The following is a 15,518-nucleotide window of genomic DNA, read 5'->3' as shown; positions in this document are numbered from 1 at the left end:
GTGATGTCAGCCCCCGGGGGGCGGTTCAGAAAAGACAGTACCCCAAAACGCCTCAATCTGCCGGACAAAGGTCTCTGGCGTGATGGGTTTGGACAGGTGTTCATTGAAACCGACTTCCAGCGCCTTCTCGCGGTCGCCAGGCATCGAAAAGGCCGTGACGGCCACCAGTGGCACCACGCGCCATTGGGGGTTGGTGCGCAGGTTGCGGGCCACCTCGTAGCCATTCATCACCGGCATCTGCAAGTCGCACAGGATGATGTCCGGGCTCTCGGCCAGCGCCATGGCGAGCCCTATGGCGCCGTTCTCGGCGGCCAGCACATCGTGGCCTGCCGCTTCGAGCAAATAGGTGACCAGTTGTCGGCTGGCCTCGTCATCCTCGATGACCAGGATACGGGCTTTGGTCATGCGCTGCCCTCCGGGAGTTCCAGCGTGAACGTGCTGCCCCTCCCCTCATCGCTGTCAAAGCAAAGGGTTCCACCCAGGGCCTCCGCCAGTTTGCGGCTCAGGTGCAAACCCAGGCCCGTGCCTTCATGGTGGCGGCGATCCGCGCTTTCCACGCGGGAAAACGCCTCGAACAAGCGGGGCTGCTCCAAAAGCGGAATGCCCGGCCCGCTGTCCTGCACCTGCAGTCGCACTGCGCGGCCGCCACCGGGTAGCAACAGCTCCTGCAACACCACGTCCACCTGGCCTTGCTGGGTGAACTTGATGGCATTGCCCACCAAGTTGATGAGTATCTGGCTCAACGCCCGCCGGTCGGTCTGCAAGGAAACCGCATCCTGCGGCGTCTGAACCGTGAACACAAGACCCTTGCGCCGCGCCTCGAGCTCAAGGCTGGCGGACACCTCTTCGATGAGGGCCTTGCAGTCCAACCGCTCCAGGTTGAGGGTGACCTTGTTGGCGCTGAGCTTGGCCACATCCAGCAGATCGTTGATGAGGGACAGCAGATGCTTGGCGCCTGTCTGCACGATGCGCAACTGCTTGTCCTGCTCGGCATTGAGGGGGCCTGGCAGCTTCATGAGCAATGTGCCCGTGAAACCGATGATGGCGTTGAGCGGCGTGCGCAGCTCGTGGGACATGCTGGCCAGAAAGCGGTCTTTGACCAACGCGGCGTTCTCCAGCTCCAGGTTCTTGTCGCGCAGCACCTGCTCGATGCGCTTGCGCTCGGTCACATCACGGATGGCGCTGGAGACAAACAGGCCTTCTTCCGTCTCCAGCGGGCTCAGGCTGATCTCCACCGGGAACTCCGACCCGTCCTTGCGCAGGCCGTGCAACTCCAGCCCAGCCCCCATGGAGCGAGCGCGCGGCTCGGCAAAAAACTGGTGGCGGTGCTCGGGGTGCCGGGCACTGAATCGCCCAGGCACCAGCAGCTCTATGGGTTGCCCCAGAAGTTCATCACGGCTCCAGCCAAACAGTTTCACCGCCTGGGAGTTGACCAGCACCATGCGCCCTTCGCGGTTGACGATGACCATGGCATCGGGCGCTGCTTCCAGCAGATCCTTGAACTTCTGGTCTGCCCTTTTGCGATCGGTGATGTCGCGGATAGCGCTCATCACCATCGTGCCTTCTTCGGTGTCGATCGGGCTCAGGCTGATCTCCACCGGAAACTCGCCACCATCCTTGCGCAGACCATGCAGCTCTAGCCCCGCCCCCATCGTTCGCGTGCGTGGTTGTCCAAAAAAACCGCTGCGGTGCCCCAGGTGCGTGCCCCGGTAGCGGTGCGGCAACAGCACCTCTACCGCCTGGCCCAGCAACTCGGCGCGGGGGTAGCCAAAAACACGCTCGGCCTGTGAGTTGACCAGCACAATGCGCCCCGTCACATTGACCATCACGATCGCGTCTGGAGTGGATTCGAGCAGATCCCGAAAGCGCGCCTCCAGCAGCTTGGCATCACGTTGCACCTTGAGCTGGGTGACGTCCTTGGTGCTGGAGAGGAAGTGCAGTAGTTGCCCGCCCCCATCGCGCACCGCCTTGGTAGAAACATTGACATGCACCAGCGATCCATCCCTGCGGCGCCGCACCGATTCATGCACCACCGAACTACCACGCAGTGCCTCGGCCCGCATGAGTGCTTCTTCCTGTGCCCGGTCTGGGGGCACGATCAGCTCCAGCACCGAGCGCCCCAGCACCTCCGCCTGCGGGTAGCCGAAGATCACCTCGGCGGCTGGGTTCCAGTTGAGCACCCTGCCGTCTGGCGACAGCACCAGCAATGCATCGGGGTTTTGCTCCCAGTACGCGACGGAAAAGTCAGACGCCATGCAGCCCTCTTGTTGCGGGTGGAGCATCCCTGCGCTTTGCCTCTGCAGCGCACCAGGAAGCACCACTTTCCGGTATCTATAGCGTTGGAGGGCCGGTCGTAGTACCGAGCCTGCCCCCGTCGATGCATCGCCGCTACCCACGCCACAAAACTGCACGGGCCCGGCCTCACCCTCTTTGGGGCGACGGGCACACCGCACAGCACGCCCACAGATTGAGTCCATGTTAGGCGGGAACCTTCAAAAACACCAACTCTGAAATGCCGACGCGGCCCCGCGCGCGTTCGCGGACGCGGCCACCAGCAAAAAGCCCCTGATCCCGGTATGGAATCAGGGGCCACCAAAGTGCCTGGCTCACTGTGGACACGAAGGGCTCACGCCCCCTGCCCTGCGCAATTTACATGTGATCGATCATGACCTGGCCGAAGCCGGAGCAGCTGACCTGCGTGGCACCGTCCATCAGGCGCGCAAAGTCGTAAGTCACCTTCTTGGAGGCAATCGACTTTTCGAGCGAGCGGATGATCAGGTTCGCCGCTTCGATCCAGCCCATGTGGCGCAACATCATCTCGGCCGACAGGATTTCGGAGCCGGGGTTCACATAGTCTTTGCCCGCGTACTTGGGCGCTGTGCCATGCGTGGCCTCAAAGCAGGCCACCGAGTCGGACATATTGGCGCCGGGCGCAATGCCGATGCCGCCCACCTGGGCTGCCAGAGCGTCCGATATGTAGTCGCCATTGAGGTTGAGAGTGGCCACCACCGAATACTCGGCGGGGCGCAGCAGAATCTGCTGCAGGAAAGCATCGGCGATGCTGTCCTTGATGGTGATCTCTTTGCCCGTCTTGGGGTTTTTCAGACGGCACCAGGGACCGCCGTCGATCAGCTCGGCGCCAAACTCCTTTTGCGCCAGGGCATAGGCCCAGTCACGGAAGCCACCTTCGGTGTACTTCATGATGTTGCCCTTGTGCACGATGGTCACGCTGGGCTTGTCGTTGTCGATGGCGTACTGGATGGCCTTGCGCACCAGGCGCTCAGTGCCCTCGATGGAAACGGGCTTGACGCCGATGCCCGAGGTGTTGGGGAAGCGGATCTTCTTGACGCCCATTTCGTCCTGCAAGAACTTGATGAGCTTCTTGGCCTTGTCAGACTCGGCTTCGAACTCAATGCCCGCGTAGATGTCTTCCGAGTTCTCACGGAAGATCACCATGTTGGTCTTTTCGGGCTCTTTCAACGGCGAAGGCACGCCCTTGAAATACTGCACGGGTCGCAGGCAGACATACAGGTCCAGCTCCTGGCGCAGGGCCACATTGAGCGAGCGGATGCCACCGCCCACAGGCGTTGTCAGCGGCCCCTTGATGGACACCACGTACTCGCGCAGCACCTGCAGGGTTTCTTCAGGGAGCCAGACATCGGGACCATAGACCTTGGTGGATTTTTCACCGGCATAAACCTCCATCCAGTGGATCTTTTTCTTGCCGCCATAGGCCTTGGCCACGGCGGCATCCACCACCTTGATCATCACCGGCGTGATATCCAGCCCCGTCCCGTCGCCTTCGATAAAAGGAATGATCGGCTCGTCCGGCACATTCAGGGACATGTCGGCGTTGACGGTGATTTTCTGGCCTTCCGCGGGCACCACAATGTGCTGGTACGTGGTCATGGGTGGGGTGTCTCCTGTGTGCACCGAAATGGATTCGGCAAATAAGGCAAAGCAGTGTGGTTTCAAACCATTCTAATGACAAAAAATTTCGCCCAAATCCCTGTCAACCCACTGGGCACTGCTATCGTTGCGAGTGGAGCCGTACGGGTTTTCGCACGGCCCTTAACCCTTCGTTCACACTGGAAACGGCATATATGAAAAAACTCCTCGCTGTCCTCGTGGCCGGTCTGTTCACCGCTGGTGCTTTTGCACAGGCGCCCGCAGCCGCTCCTGCCCCTGCCACGACACCCGCAGCGGCGCCCATGGCTGCCCAGGCTCCCGCACCGGTAGCCAAGGCCAAGGCAAGCAAGACCGCCAAGAAGAAGGCGACCCACAAGAAGGTCGCCAAGAAAAAGACTGCCCACAAGGCAGGCTGAAACCACGAATAGCGACCTGACCGAAACACTTACCCGTTTCTCAGGTTCCCGCTGATTCAAAATCGCCCGCATCCGCGGGCGTTTTTGTTGGACGGACCGCCCAGCGAACTTTCCGTGCGTCGAGCAGTCTGCCCCTTGTGTATGTGTTGATCAGAAAGCCTTGCCCATGACCGCCTTTCGCGCCACCCCGACCACGATCACAGGAATCCCAGGTCCCCAGCGTTTTGACCACCTTGCACGCCGCGCCACCTGCGCTTGGGGCATGGCGGTATGGGTCTCCTTGCTCGCATTGCCCACAATGGCGACAGCCCAGGAAGGGCCGCAACTGAACCTGCAACGGGTCGAACTCTCTGCCGGCATGCACCGCATCGATGCCCAGGTAGCCCTGGCGCCGCAGGAGCGCCAGACCGGATTGATGCACCGCAAGGAGATGCCTCAGCACGAAGGCATGCTGTTCGTGTTCGAGCAACCCTCCCAGCAATGCTTCTGGATGAAAAACACCTTGCTCCCACTCACGGCCGCCTTCGTGGCCGATGACGGCACCATCGTCAATCTAGAGGACATGAAGCCCCAGACACTGGACTCGCATTGCTCCGCCAAGCCCGTGCGTTATGTGCTCGAAATGAACCAGGGCTGGTTTGCCAAAAAGGGCATCAAGGCCGGCACCAAGTTGGGAGGTACGCCGTTCAGCCGGAAATGACCCCCAGGCTGCGCTGCCGAATGCTACATTTTTAATAGCTGTTTCCGCTGTATACACGGGCACCATCAGCCAAAATGGCTTAAAAATTTTGACCCCCGTAAAAAACGGCCCTCAGGCCGTTTTTTACGGGGTGCCCGCCTGAAACAACCCAGCGGTCATCCTGCGCTGTGGATCAGGCGAAGTTGGCTTCGGCAAACTTCCAGTTCACCAGCTTGTCGAGGAAGGTCTCGACGAACTTGGGGCGCATGTTGCGGTAGTCGATGTAGTACGCATGCTCCCACACGTCCACCGTCAGCAGGGCCTTGTCGGCGGTGGTCAGCGGCGTGCCGGCAGCGCCGGTGTTGACGATGTCGACGCTGCCGTCGGCCTTCTTCACCAGCCAGGTCCAGCCCGAACCAAAGTTGCCGACGGCGCTCTTCACGAAGGCTTCCTTGAAGGCGGCGTAGCTGCCCCACTTGGCATTGATGGCCGCGGCCAGCGCGCCCGAAGGTTCACCGCCGCCTTGGGGGGCCATGCAGTTCCAGAAGAACGTGTGGTTCCAGATTTGCGCAGCGTTGTTGTAGATGCCGCCGCTGGCCTTCTTGATGATCTCTTCGAGCGTCATGGCCTCGAACTCGGTGCCCTTTTGCAGGTTGTTGAGGTTGACCACATAGGCGTTGTGGTGCTTGCCGTGGTGGTACTCCAGGGTTTCCTGGCTGTAGTTCGGCGCCAGGGCGTCGATGGCATAGGGCAGCGGGGGAAGGGTATGTTCCATGGTGGTGTTTCCTCGTGGTTTGAAATTCTGGAATGCCGTCTGCAACGCGGGTTTTCCTGAGCAAGGCAGTCGGACACAGCGCGAAGGAGGCATTGTAGGAACATCAGGTGACCTGTGCAGCATGGGGCCACACAGACCCGGTCTGCAACGCCACAAACCGCTGCTGTCCTACGCAAGCGCGGCGTCCATCACACCGAGACGCCACCCTGCTACAGCAGTCGCGGCTGCGCCACCGTCACATCCACCACGCCGTCGGCCAGCGTAGCGCGCAGGGCATCGCCGGGTTGGGCCTGGCGCACGCTGGTCACGGCCTGCCCATCCGTGTCGGTGAGCAATGCGTAGCCACGCTGCAGAACCAGGCGCGGGTCCAGCAACTCCAGCCGCAATGCGGCACGGTCCAACCGCTCGGTATGCTGCGCCACACTGCGCTGCAATTTTTGAGGCAAATTGGCCTCCAGCGCTTGTTGATATTGCGCTAGCCGCTGCATTTTCAGGAGCACGCCGTGGCGCATACGCTGCGCCAGGCGGGCCAGTTGCATCTGTTGGCGGGCCACCAGACCCGAAGGGCGGCCCAGGCGCGCGGCGGCCTGATCCACCCGCTGGTGGCGTATGTCGAGCTGGCGCTGCACACCGTCGCCAATGCGGCCGGCCAGCAGGCCCAGCGCACCCAGCCACACATCGCGGGGCTGGGCCACCAATTCGGCCGCCGCCGTGGGCGTCGGGGCGCGCAGGTCGGAGCAAAAGTCGGCGATGGTGAAGTCTGTCTCGTGCCCCACACCGCTGACCAGCGGCACCGGGCTTTGTACGATCATGCGCGCCAGGCGCTCGTCGTTGAAGGCCCACAGGTCTTCGATGGAGCCACCTCCGCGCACCAGCAAAATCACGTCAATGGGCGGAATCAGGGCTCCATCTGCCCCTGGCGCACGACTCTCTTGCGCTAGCAGATACAGTTTTGATAGCGCGGCAACGAGGGACGACGGAGCCGCCACGCCCTGCACCTGGGCGGGCACCAGCACCACGGGGATGTGCGGCACCCGGCGCCTGAGCGCCGTGACCACGTCGTGCAGCGCCGCTGCACCGGTCGATGTGACCAGACCGATGGCCCGGGGCTGCAGGGGCAAGGGGCGCTTGCGGGCGGTATCGAAAAGGCCTTCGGCATCGAGTTGGGCCTTCAGGCGAAGAAACTGCTCGAACAGCGCCCCTTGTCCGGCGCGCTGCATGCTTTCCACAATGAACTGCAAATCCCCGCGTGCCTCATACACCCCAAGACGGCCCCGCACTTCCACCAATTCGCCATCGCGCGGCGAAAAGTCAAGCAGGCTGGCTGCGCGGCGAAACATGGCACAGCGCAACTGCCCGGTCGCATCCTTGATCGAAAAATAGCAATGTCCGCTGGATGCGCGTGAGAAGCCGGTGATCTCGCCGCGCACGGCCACAGGATTGAAGCGCGCCTCCAGGGCATCAGCAATGGCGCGGCATAGCGCGCCAACTTCCCATACACGCGGCGCCACTGCTGGGCCTGTGCGCTCAAACATGAGAAACGGCGCGCGTTTGCGGCGCACACACCCTGCGAGTACTCCACAGCAAAGGAGAAGCAGCAAAGGTCATTTTCAAAGCAACAAAAATCGGCCGCAAAACACCAGTACACGTGCAAGTCATTGATTTATATGTATTTTTCATTGCGCAATTTTTCATCAATCTGTTGCAAGCACGGTGTGGCGCCACTTTGCGGGGTTCTCGACATGGGTTGCCCACAAAGTTATCCACAGATTTTGTGGGTGAACGGTGCGGCGGATCGCGCGCACAACAAGGTAACGGTTTGTGACGCAGCGGCACCCACAAGCTAGGCCATAATCGCCGATTGCTTTCATCTGCGCGGAGAGAGATTTGCTGTCCATCATACAAGCCGCAGGCTGGCCCATCTGGCCCCTGATCGCGTGTTCCGTCCTGGGACTGGCACTGATTTTTGAACGTTTTCTGGCCCTGAAAACGGCCCGCGTCGCCCCCCCCAAATTGCTCGACGAGGCCATCACGGTCTCGTCCAAAGCGCTTCCTACCCCCGACGTGGTCAACCAGCTCGCGCAAAACTCCGCCTTGGGCGAAGTGCTGGCCAGCGGCCTGCGCACCCTCAACAGCAACCCGCAGTGCAGCGAAACCGACCTGCGCGCCGCCATGGAAGGCACTGGGCGCGCCGTGGCACACCGGCTGGAAAAATACCTTCCGGCCCTGGCCACCATCGCATCGGCCGCTCCGCTGCTGGGTCTTTTGGGCACCGTCATCGGCATGATCGAGATCTTCGGCTCGCAGGCGGGCGGCGGTGGCGTGGGTCAGGCCATGGGCGGCGGTAACCCGGCCCAGCTGGCACACGGTATCTCCATCGCCCTGTACAACACGGCCTTTGGCCTGATCGTGGCCATCCCCTCGCTGATCTTCTGGCGCTACTTTCGCGCCCGCGTGGACGCCTACCTGCTCACACTGGAGCTGGCTTCCGAGCAGTTCGTCCGCCACATCCTGCGCCTGCGCAAGATCAAATAATGAATTTCCGCCCCCGCGCCAAGGATGAGCCCGAGATCAACCTGATCCCGTTCATCGACGTGCTGCTGGTGATCCTCATCTTCCTGATGCTGACCACCACCTACAGCAAGTTCACGGAACTGCAGCTCACCCTGCCCGTGGCCGATGCCGAGCAGCAGCGCGACCACCCCAAAGAAGTGATCGTCTCCGTGGCGGCCGATGGCCGCTATGCCGTCAACAAAACCGGTGTGGACGGCAAAAGTGTGGACGCTATCGCCCAGGCGCTGCGCAACGAAGCCAAGGCGGGCCGTGACAGTGTGGTCATCATCAGCGCCGACGCGATGTCGCCCCACCAGTCCGTGGTCACGGTGATGGAAGCCGCGCGCCGCGTCGGCCTCACACAGATCACGTTTGCCACGCAGTCGTCGTCCACGGCGGCACGCGCGGCCAGCCGCTGACGGGCATCATGGCTGCCTCCGGGCCGCAGCTGCCGCCGCCCTCGCCGCCCCCTGCCGCGCGCCCACACCGAGCCACCGCCGAGCGGCGTCTGCACGCCATCTGGCAAACACGGGGTCCAGCTGCCTGGGCCTTATGGCCAGTGTCAATGCTGTATGCCGCCCTGGTGGCAGTGCGCCGGGCGTTGTATCGCAGCGGCCTGCTCCAGGCCGAGCATCCGGGCCGCCCCGTGATAGTGGTCGGCAATGTGATTGCCGGCGGGGCGGGCAAGACCCCGGTGGTCATCGCACTCGTCAGGCACCTGCAGGCCCGTGGCCTGCGTGTTGGCGTGATCTCGCGCGGCTATGGCCGCAGCACCCGGGACTGCCGTGCGGTGCAGCCGGACAGCCTGGCCAGCGAGGTGGGTGACGAGCCCCTGTTGATTGCACGCAGTGGCACGGGCAAAGCTGCCGTGCCAGTCTTCGTGGCCCAGCACCGCATCGCTGCCGCGCGCGCCCTGCTGGCCGCCCACCCCGATACCGACGTACTCATCTGCGACGACGGCTTGCAGCACCTCGCACTGCAGCGGGATCTGGAGATCTGCATCTTCAACGACCAGGGCATCGGCAACGGCTTGCTGCTGCCTGCAGGTCCGCTGCGGGAGGCGTGGCCACGCCCTGTCGATTTTGTGCTGCATGCAGGCGGTGCCCCCCCCACGGTTCACCCGCACCCGCATTTGGCCTGCAACGCGGTCTGGCGCCCCATGCCCTGCGATCGGATGGGCGCCAGGTGCCACTGGCCGACCTGCGAGGCCAACCCCTGCATGCGCTGGCGGCGGTGGCACGGCCGGAGGACTTCTTTGACATGCTGAGGGCGGAGGGCTTGGTGCTGCAACACGCGGAGGCCTTGCCAGATCACTATGATTTCAATAGCTGGCAGCGCTTATCAGACAAGCGCTTGACCGTAGTTTGCACCGAAAAAGATGCTGTCAAGCTGTGGGCTCATCACCCCGATGCGCTGGCCGTGCCCTTGGTGGTGCAGATCGAACCCCGATTTTTTGATGCCCTGGATGGCAGCCTGTCTGCCTTGGTGCCAAGGATCGCAGCCCCCGGGGCGCCGCTATCATCCCCCCCTGCCTGAACGAACCCGCCGTACCCTCCCGGAAAGCTCCCCACTCCATGGACCCCAAATTGCTTGAACTGCTGGTCTGCCCCGTCACCAAAGGCCCCCTGACCTATGACCGCGAGGCCCAGGAACTGGTCTCCCGCAGCGCTCGGCTGGCCTACCCGGTGCGCGACGGCATTCCTGTGTTGCTCGAAAACGAAGCCCGCACACTGACCGACGAGGAACTGGAGCAGTGAGCGCCACGGCCGCTGCGGCAGTTGACAGCCCGTTCACGGTGCTGATCCCGGCCCGCCTCGCGTCAAGCCGCCTGCCGGACAAGCCCCTGGCCGATATCGCCGGTCTGCCCATGGTGGTGCGGGTGGCCCAGCGTGCTGCCCAAAGCGCTGCAACCCGCGTGGTGGTGGCGGCAGACGACGCCCGCATCTTGCAAGCCTGCGCTGCCCATGGCGTGACAGCCATCATGACCCGCGCTGACCACCCCAGCGGTAGCGACCGGCTGGCTGAGGCCTGCACACAACTTGATCTGGATGGTGACGACATTGTCGTCAACGTACAAGGCGACGAGCCGTTGATAGACCCTGGTCTCATCAACGCCGTGGCCGCCCTGCTGCCTGCCCGGCCGGAAGCCAGCATGGGCACAGCCGCACACACCATTGCGTCATTGGGCGACTACGCCAATCCCAACGTGGTGAAGGTGGTCCTGGATGCGCGGGGCCTGGCGCATTATTTCAGCCGTGCACCCATTCCTTTTGCGCGCGACCACACAGACTCTGCCTGGTGGCATGGCGCCGCACAGGCCGCCGCCCCCGGTGTGGCCGCCCTGTCGGGATTTGCGCCGCTGCGACATGTGGGCATTTACAGCTATCGCGCGGGATTTTTGCGGCAGTTTCCGCAACTGGCCCCTGCACCGACCGAAGCGGTCGAGGCATTGGAGCAATTGCGTGCGCTTTGGCATGGACACCGCATCGCCGTGCATCTGGCTGCCACGGCCCCCGGGCCAGGGGTAGATACCCCGCAAGACCTGGAGCGGGTGCGCAGCCTGTTTCGCTGAGCGCCCCGCCCCTCAGCGCTTGACGTTACCCCCTTGCGGGGCACCTATGGGGAAGCGGTCGCTCATGTAAGTCAGCGCAAGGTGGTCACATGCTATCCTCAACTGTAACGAGAGCACCGCATCCCGGGCGCAAAGAACGGCTTCAGGCGCCTTTCGAGCGTCCCCGCCAGCGGCGCCAACCGATTTCTAACCTTCGAGGACATCCATGAGACTGATTTTGTTGGGCGCGCCTGGCGCCGGAAAGGGCACGCAAGCCACGTTCATCTGCCAGAAATACGGCATTCCCCAGATCTCTACCGGCGACATGCTGCGCGCAGCCGTCAAAGCTGGCACACCCCTGGGCCTGCAGGCCAAGGCTGTGATGGATTCGGGTGCCCTGGTCAGTGACGACATCATCATCGGTCTGGTCAAGGAACGCATTACGCAACCCGACTGCGCCAAAGGCTTCCTGTTCGATGGTTTCCCCCGCACCATTCCCCAGGCCGACGCCATGAAGGCGGCGGGGGTCAAGCTGGATTACGTGCTTGAAATCGATGTGCCCTTTGACGCCATCATTGAACGCATGAGTGGCCGCCGCTCGCACCCCGCCAGCGGCCGCACGTACCACGTCAAGTTCAACCCGCCCAAGGTGGCAGGCAAGGACGACGTGACCGGCGAGGAGTTGATCCAGCGCGAAGACGACAAGGAAGACACTGTCCAGAAGCGCCTGCAGGTCTACAGCGACCAGACGCGCCCCCTGGTGGACTACTACAGCAGTTGGGCCCAGGGTGAGCCGGCAGCTGCCCCCAAGTACCGCGCGATCAGCGGCACGGGCAGCGTGGACGAAATCACGGCGCGTGCCTTGCAGGCGCTGGCCAGCTGATACGCGGCCTGGGTCGGCCCCGGCCGGTCAACCAGCCCATGATTCAGATTGAATAGAAGCGGCGCCCTGCAAAGAAGCGTCGCTTTTTTCATGCAGTGCCATAGCGCCACTTGCGGGTGCGGTATCCAACCGGCAGGGCGAGCGAAGCACTCAACAATGCAGGCTATAGGGCAGCCCCCCAGGTCCTCTTGTTCAAGCAGGGCCGGACCGCAGCCCATACGCTTTGCCATCCACGAAAAGGTACTCTGCGCGCAGCACCGCCTCGCCCTTTTCGCCCCGCAAGGTAAACCCCACCACCGACAACAGAGTGCCCGGTTTGATCTCCTGCACCTGCCAGGCCTGCATACGCGTCAGCGGCGCCAATTCGACCGCCCATAGCCGGTCTTTGCGGGTAGGCAACACCACCTTGGCCAGCAGCACCCGCCCGTCCACCGGTGCCGTCTGAGCGGGTATCGGCCGCTGTGCCAAATCCGTCGGCAACTTCAAAAGGTCGGGCAGTTCCAGTTCCAATTCGGCATGCGGGTTTTGCCAGCGCACTTTGCGCACCGTGCCCTCCAGATAAATGGGGCGGTCGGGATCAAAGCTGCTCCAGCCATGGTGTGCATGAACCCCCAGCGGCAAGGCGGTGGCGGCGGCGGCGAGCACATGGCGGCGTTGCAATGTCATAGGGGCTCCTGAAGCAATGAAGATGAGACGGGTCGCGCGACTGCCACCATCACAGATAGGCTATCCAGCGGCCACACACGACCATCGCCAACCAAACCATGGTGGATGCCAGCATCTGAAAGCGGGCCAAGCCGTCCAGCAGCGTGAGCGATCCCCGCGCATGAAACCATGCGGCATTGCAGCCCGCCAGCATTAACAACAGCATCTTCAAGGTGAATGCCCGGCTGCTGAGCAACTCGGCAGGCTGGGTGGCAAACATCAGCAAGCCCGACGCCGCTGCCAATCCAAACCCGCACAGCGCCAGCGAAAGGCTGAGCCGGGCCAGATCTTTCACCGGCAAGGCGGCACCCCACCCAAACACCCGCAGCTCCAGCAAGACCAAATTGCCGAGCAGCAGCGCTATGCCCACAATGTGCGCAACCTCCAGGGCCGGATAGGCCCAGGCATGTGTCTTGAGCACGGCAAACATCGGTGCAGCCCCTTCAATCAGCCCGAAGCAGATCGAGCATCAAAGTCACACGTGCCTTGACAGGCGACAGCCCCTGGGAGTCTGGCAGCAGATCCCCCGGCTTGGGAAGCACCTGCCCCTCTGTACATCGGGTGGAGCGCACCACCCTCACCCCCGTGTTTTGTGCACGCGACAAGGCAGCCTCCAGGCTATGGTGAATGGTTCCGTTGCCAGTGCATGCCACGACCAATCCCTGCACCCCTTCTCGCACCAGCGCATCTACGGCTTTACCCGAAGCCGCCGCGTGGCTCATAACCACCTCAACCCAGGGCCATTCGCCAGGATTTGCTATATTTTCAATAGCATCATGAACATACTTCACTTGCGCCAGAGGCCAGTTTTGCACCAAACGCACGCGTCCTTCCTCCACCCAGCCCAGGGGGCCTGCATCGCCTGAGTTGAATGCATGCACCCGATAGGGATGGATCTTCTGCACATGCCGCGCGCCATGCACCTCGCCAGCAGCAACCACCATCACCCCCGCAGCCCCCGGTGCCAGCACCACTGCCACAGCGTCCAGCATGTTTTGTGGGCCATCGGGGGTGAGGGCTGACGCAGGGCGCATCGCGCAGGTCAGCACTACGGGCTTGGGTGTATCCAGCACTTCCTGCAGAAACCACGCCGTCTCCTCCAAGGTGTCTGTGCCATGGGTGATGACCAGCCCCCGCACCTGCGGGTCCTTCAAATGGTGCGCGCAACGCAAGGCAAGCGCACGCCACACCGCGTAGTCCATGTCCTTGCTGTCAATCTGTGCCACCTGCTCCGCCACCAATGCACCGCCCGCCAACACCTGAAGGCCGGGCACTGCGGCCAGCAACTCGTCCACACCCACCTGGGCAGCGGTATAGCCAATGTTGTCCCCCGCTTGTGCCGAGGTGCCCGCAATCGTGCCTCCGGTGCCCAAAACCACAATTTTTTGCCCACTCACTTGCGTACTCCGAAAAACTGGTGAAAAATACAGTTACTGGATTAAAAAACAGTTGTTCGCCACTGTAACCGCCTGCACCGGAAACCACCATGCTCGACAACCCGAAACTCACCGCCCGCCAGCAGCAGATCCTGGATCTGATCCAGACCGCCATTGCACGCACTGGCGCGCCCCCCACCCGTGCAGAAATCGCGACCGAGCTGGGATTCAAGTCGGCCAACGCCGCCGAAGAGCATCTGCAGGCCCTCGCCCGCAAAGGCGTGATCGAACTGGTGAGCGGCACCTCGCGCGGCATCCGTCTGCGCAGCGACACTGTTCGCTCCATCAACGCGGCGCGCGGCAGCCAGTTCAACCTGCCCATTCCCGGTTTGTCGCAACTGGTGCTACCCTTGGTGGGGCGCGTCGCAGCGGGTTCGCCCATTCTCGCGCAGGAACATGTAGACCAAACCTACAGCGTGGAAAACAGCCTTTTCCAGCACAAACCCGACTACCTGCTCAAGGTGCGCGGCATGTCCATGCGCGATGCCGGCATCATGGACGGCGATCTACTGGCCGTGCAGTCCACGCGTGAAGCACGCAATGGTCAGATCATCGTGGCTCGCCTGGGCGATGATGTCACCGTCAAACGCCTGCGCCGCACCGCCACGGCCATCGAACTCCTGCCCGAAAACCCCGACTATCCGGTCATCGTCGTGCAGCCCGGCGAGCCCTTCGAAATCGAAGGCCTTGCGGTCGGTTTGATCCGCAACACCATGTTGATGTAGGCCCCAGCCTCCTGTCAGGGCCACACCGCAGGTGGCGGGCGTTTGGTGTGCTGGCAACGGCACGCCAGCCCTGCGGTGCCAGGCTCGTTTCATGCCAGTCAGTAAGTAAGTACCAGGCATGAAATCACTTTGCAATCCTGCCTATGTCCAACCCCCGACCTTCGGAGTTTTCACATGGGAATTGCATTGTTCACCCTTCCTGTATTTCGCAACCCGCTGCGCGACCTGATGCGCCGGCTTTCACTCCAAGTGCCGACTGGCGTCGCGCCAACGGGTCATCGTCCAACAACGGCATCGGCTATCCTCGACCGGCCGCAATGGAGCAACGAAGCCGGTCTCAGCAGCCGCAGCGGTGAGGACAGCCGCATCTCCCCGTCTCCCCAGCGCCCGGCGGATGCACAAGGCACACGCCCCATGCGTGGCAATTGGCCATTCACAGTCAAACCGCCAGTTCGCAGTCCCGAAGCCCCCATCCGGCCACCAGCCGCTGCCAGTCGGTCTTTTCTTTCCATCCCATCGATGGGCAGTAATCGCCACACCTTTCTTGCGTCTCTGACAGCGGATGCAAGCACGCACCAAACCACCCGGGTCCTGCGGCGAAAATCAGACTCCGGCACAGGCCGATTGGTGATCGCAGGGCGGATGGCCGATGTGTGCGCAGAACTGGACCGCATCGCCGCTTCAGAGGCCATTCAGGCATAGAACCCATCCCCAAGTCTTGCCGGGGCGCGGGCGGCAGCCTCTTGGCGCCGTTATGCAGCGCGCATTGCCAGCCACGCTGTGCCTGGCAGGAATTGCTTTGACCGAGTCAACACTCGGTCACCAAAAGCTGTGGATTTTGATGAGCAAGGCAGCCACCGGACGCGGTGCGGCTTTCCCTGCCAAG

At 62.6% G+C, this 15,518-nt stretch carries 17 protein-coding genes and 1 pseudogene; 10 read left to right on the top strand and 8 right to left on the bottom strand.

All coding sequences use genetic code 11. The annotated features are described in order from the left end of the window. Positions 1 to 6: 6 nt before the first annotated feature. The 3 genes from CLU85_RS11150 to icd form a co-directional block, all read right to left on the bottom strand. Positions 7 to 405 (bottom strand): response regulator, encoded by a 399-nt coding sequence (locus CLU85_RS11150; RefSeq protein WP_100410318.1) that lies wholly within the window; start codon positions 403 to 405, stop codon positions 7 to 9. Continuing rightward, positions 402 to 2,255 carry a PAS domain S-box protein gene (locus CLU85_RS11145; protein ID WP_100412487.1) on the bottom strand — a complete coding sequence of 618 codons (1,854 nt, stop codon included), beginning with the start codon at positions 2,253 to 2,255 and terminating at the stop codon, positions 402 to 404. The genes CLU85_RS11150 and CLU85_RS11145 overlap by 4 nt, the downstream gene beginning before the upstream one ends. Before the next feature lie 394 nt (positions 2,256 to 2,649). Beyond that, positions 2,650 to 3,909, bottom strand: a complete 1,260-nt coding sequence (icd, locus tag CLU85_RS11140) for an NADP-dependent isocitrate dehydrogenase (protein WP_100410317.1) — start codon at positions 3,907 to 3,909, stop codon at positions 2,650 to 2,652. A gap of 194 nt (positions 3,910 to 4,103) precedes the next feature. On the opposite strand from icd, the gene CLU85_RS11135 reads away from it, so the two are divergent. Together CLU85_RS11135 and CLU85_RS11130 are read left to right on the top strand one after the other, a co-directional pair. Then, positions 4,104 to 4,325 carry a hypothetical protein gene (locus CLU85_RS11135; protein WP_100410316.1) on the top strand — a complete coding sequence of 74 codons (222 nt, stop codon included), beginning with the start codon at positions 4,104 to 4,106 and terminating at the stop codon, positions 4,323 to 4,325. A 262-nt stretch (positions 4,326 to 4,587) separates the two neighbouring features. Then, positions 4,588 to 5,025, top strand: a complete 438-nt coding sequence (locus CLU85_RS11130; RefSeq protein WP_100412486.1) for a DUF192 domain-containing protein — start codon at positions 4,588 to 4,590, stop codon at positions 5,023 to 5,025. Positions 5,026 to 5,197: 172 nt separating this feature from the next. On the opposite strand, the gene CLU85_RS11125 is transcribed toward CLU85_RS11130, so the two are convergent. Both CLU85_RS11125 and xseA read right to left on the bottom strand, forming a co-directional pair. Next, positions 5,198 to 5,779, bottom strand: a complete 582-nt coding sequence (locus tag CLU85_RS11125) for a superoxide dismutase (protein WP_100410315.1) — start codon at positions 5,777 to 5,779, stop codon at positions 5,198 to 5,200. 209 nt (positions 5,780 to 5,988) lie between these two features. After that, positions 5,989 to 7,314, bottom strand: coding sequence for an exodeoxyribonuclease VII large subunit (gene xseA, locus CLU85_RS11120; protein ID WP_100412485.1), 1,326 nt, complete (start codon positions 7,312 to 7,314; stop codon positions 5,989 to 5,991). Between the two features lie 352 nt (positions 7,315 to 7,666). On the opposite strand from xseA, the gene CLU85_RS11115 reads away from it, so the two are divergent. The 6 genes and pseudogenes from CLU85_RS11115 to adk all read left to right on the top strand — a co-directional run bounded on the left by CLU85_RS11115 (position 7,667) and on the right by adk (position 11,766). Then, positions 7,667 to 8,314: a MotA/TolQ/ExbB proton channel family protein gene (locus CLU85_RS11115; protein ID WP_100410314.1), complete on the top strand. Its 648-nt coding sequence runs from the start codon at positions 7,667 to 7,669 to the stop codon at positions 8,312 to 8,314. Further along, positions 8,314 to 8,751, top strand: a complete 438-nt coding sequence (locus tag CLU85_RS11110) for a biopolymer transporter ExbD (RefSeq protein WP_100410313.1) — start codon at positions 8,314 to 8,316, stop codon at positions 8,749 to 8,751. Before CLU85_RS11115 ends, CLU85_RS11110 begins: the two co-directional genes overlap by 1 nt. Before the next feature lie 8 nt (positions 8,752 to 8,759). Beyond that, positions 8,760 to 9,868 (top strand): annotated as a pseudogene (gene lpxK, locus CLU85_RS11105) (tetraacyldisaccharide 4'-kinase). Between the two features lie 38 nt (positions 9,869 to 9,906). Continuing rightward, entirely contained in the window at positions 9,907 to 10,089 is a 183-nt protein-coding gene (locus tag CLU85_RS11100) for a Trm112 family protein (RefSeq protein WP_056062396.1), read from the top strand. Continuing rightward, positions 10,086 to 10,904 (top strand): 3-deoxy-manno-octulosonate cytidylyltransferase, encoded by an 819-nt coding sequence (gene kdsB / locus CLU85_RS11095; protein WP_100410312.1) that lies wholly within the window; start codon positions 10,086 to 10,088, stop codon positions 10,902 to 10,904. The genes CLU85_RS11100 and kdsB overlap by 4 nt, the downstream gene beginning before the upstream one ends. A gap of 205 nt (positions 10,905 to 11,109) precedes the next feature. Then, positions 11,110 to 11,766, top strand: coding sequence for an adenylate kinase (gene adk / locus CLU85_RS11090; protein WP_100410311.1), 657 nt, complete (start codon positions 11,110 to 11,112; stop codon positions 11,764 to 11,766). A gap of 192 nt (positions 11,767 to 11,958) precedes the next feature. Here the strand turns inward: adk and CLU85_RS11085 are convergent, their stop codons facing one another. From CLU85_RS11085 to CLU85_RS11075, 3 genes are read right to left on the bottom strand one after another with little or no spacing between them, the layout of a single operon-like run. Then, positions 11,959 to 12,432: a DUF6152 family protein gene (locus CLU85_RS11085; RefSeq protein WP_198509172.1), complete on the bottom strand. Its 474-nt coding sequence runs from the start codon at positions 12,430 to 12,432 to the stop codon at positions 11,959 to 11,961. Positions 12,433 to 12,481: 49 nt separating this feature from the next. After that, entirely contained in the window at positions 12,482 to 12,901 is a 420-nt protein-coding gene (locus tag CLU85_RS11080; RefSeq protein ID WP_100410310.1) for a hypothetical protein, read from the bottom strand. Positions 12,902 to 12,914: 13 nt separating this feature from the next. Further along, complete coding sequence (locus CLU85_RS11075; protein ID WP_100410309.1) at positions 12,915 to 13,868, bottom strand: asparaginase; 954 nt, start codon at positions 13,866 to 13,868, stop codon at positions 12,915 to 12,917. Between the two features lie 89 nt (positions 13,869 to 13,957). Here CLU85_RS11075 and lexA point away from each other — a divergent pair, with 89 nt between their 5' ends. Both lexA and CLU85_RS22990 read left to right on the top strand, forming a co-directional pair. Continuing rightward, positions 13,958 to 14,632: a transcriptional repressor LexA gene (lexA, locus tag CLU85_RS11070; RefSeq protein ID WP_100410308.1), complete on the top strand. Its 675-nt coding sequence runs from the start codon at positions 13,958 to 13,960 to the stop codon at positions 14,630 to 14,632. 174 nt (positions 14,633 to 14,806) lie between these two features. Further along, positions 14,807 to 15,334 (top strand): hypothetical protein, encoded by a 528-nt coding sequence (locus tag CLU85_RS22990; RefSeq protein WP_157803957.1) that lies wholly within the window; start codon positions 14,807 to 14,809, stop codon positions 15,332 to 15,334. Positions 15,335 to 15,518: the final 184 nt, after the last annotated feature.

The sequence above is a fragment of the Acidovorax sp. 69 genome (genome assembly GCF_002797445.1).
GTDB lineage: Bacteria > Pseudomonadota > Gammaproteobacteria > Burkholderiales > Burkholderiaceae_C > Acidovorax.
This window is presented reverse-complemented; position numbering and strand designations above follow the sequence as displayed.

Excerpts from the sequence above, each read along its gene's own strand:
- CLU85_RS11150 (WP_100410318.1), bottom strand. The coding sequence starts at position 405 with ATGACCAAAGCCCGTATCCTGGTCATCGAGGATGACGAGGCCAGCCGA.
- CLU85_RS11145 (WP_100412487.1), bottom strand. The coding sequence starts at position 2,255 with ATGGCGTCTGACTTTTCCGTCGCGTACTGGGAGCAAAACCCCGATGCA.
- icd (WP_100410317.1), bottom strand. The coding sequence starts at position 3,909 with ATGACCACGTACCAGCACATTGTGGTGCCCGCGGAAGGCCAGAAAATC.
- CLU85_RS11135 (WP_100410316.1), top strand. The coding sequence starts at position 4,104 with ATGAAAAAACTCCTCGCTGTCCTCGTGGCCGGTCTGTTCACCGCTGGT.
- CLU85_RS11130 (WP_100412486.1), top strand. The coding sequence starts at position 4,588 with ATGGCGGTATGGGTCTCCTTGCTCGCATTGCCCACAATGGCGACAGCC.
- CLU85_RS11125 (WP_100410315.1), bottom strand. The coding sequence starts at position 5,779 with ATGGAACATACCCTTCCCCCGCTGCCCTATGCCATCGACGCCCTGGCG.
- xseA (WP_100412485.1), bottom strand. The coding sequence starts at position 7,314 with ATGTTTGAGCGCACAGGCCCAGCAGTGGCGCCGCGTGTATGGGAAGTT.
- CLU85_RS11110 (WP_100410313.1), top strand. The coding sequence starts at position 8,314 with ATGAATTTCCGCCCCCGCGCCAAGGATGAGCCCGAGATCAACCTGATC.
- CLU85_RS11100 (WP_056062396.1), top strand. The coding sequence starts at position 9,907 with ATGGACCCCAAATTGCTTGAACTGCTGGTCTGCCCCGTCACCAAAGGC.
- adk (WP_100410311.1), top strand. The coding sequence starts at position 11,110 with ATGAGACTGATTTTGTTGGGCGCGCCTGGCGCCGGAAAGGGCACGCAA.
- CLU85_RS11085 (WP_198509172.1), bottom strand. The coding sequence starts at position 12,432 with ATGACATTGCAACGCCGCCATGTGCTCGCCGCCGCCGCCACCGCCTTG.
- CLU85_RS11080 (WP_100410310.1), bottom strand. The coding sequence starts at position 12,901 with ATGTTTGCCGTGCTCAAGACACATGCCTGGGCCTATCCGGCCCTGGAG.
- lexA (WP_100410308.1), top strand. The coding sequence starts at position 13,958 with ATGCTCGACAACCCGAAACTCACCGCCCGCCAGCAGCAGATCCTGGAT.
- CLU85_RS22990 (WP_157803957.1), top strand. The coding sequence starts at position 14,807 with ATGGGAATTGCATTGTTCACCCTTCCTGTATTTCGCAACCCGCTGCGC.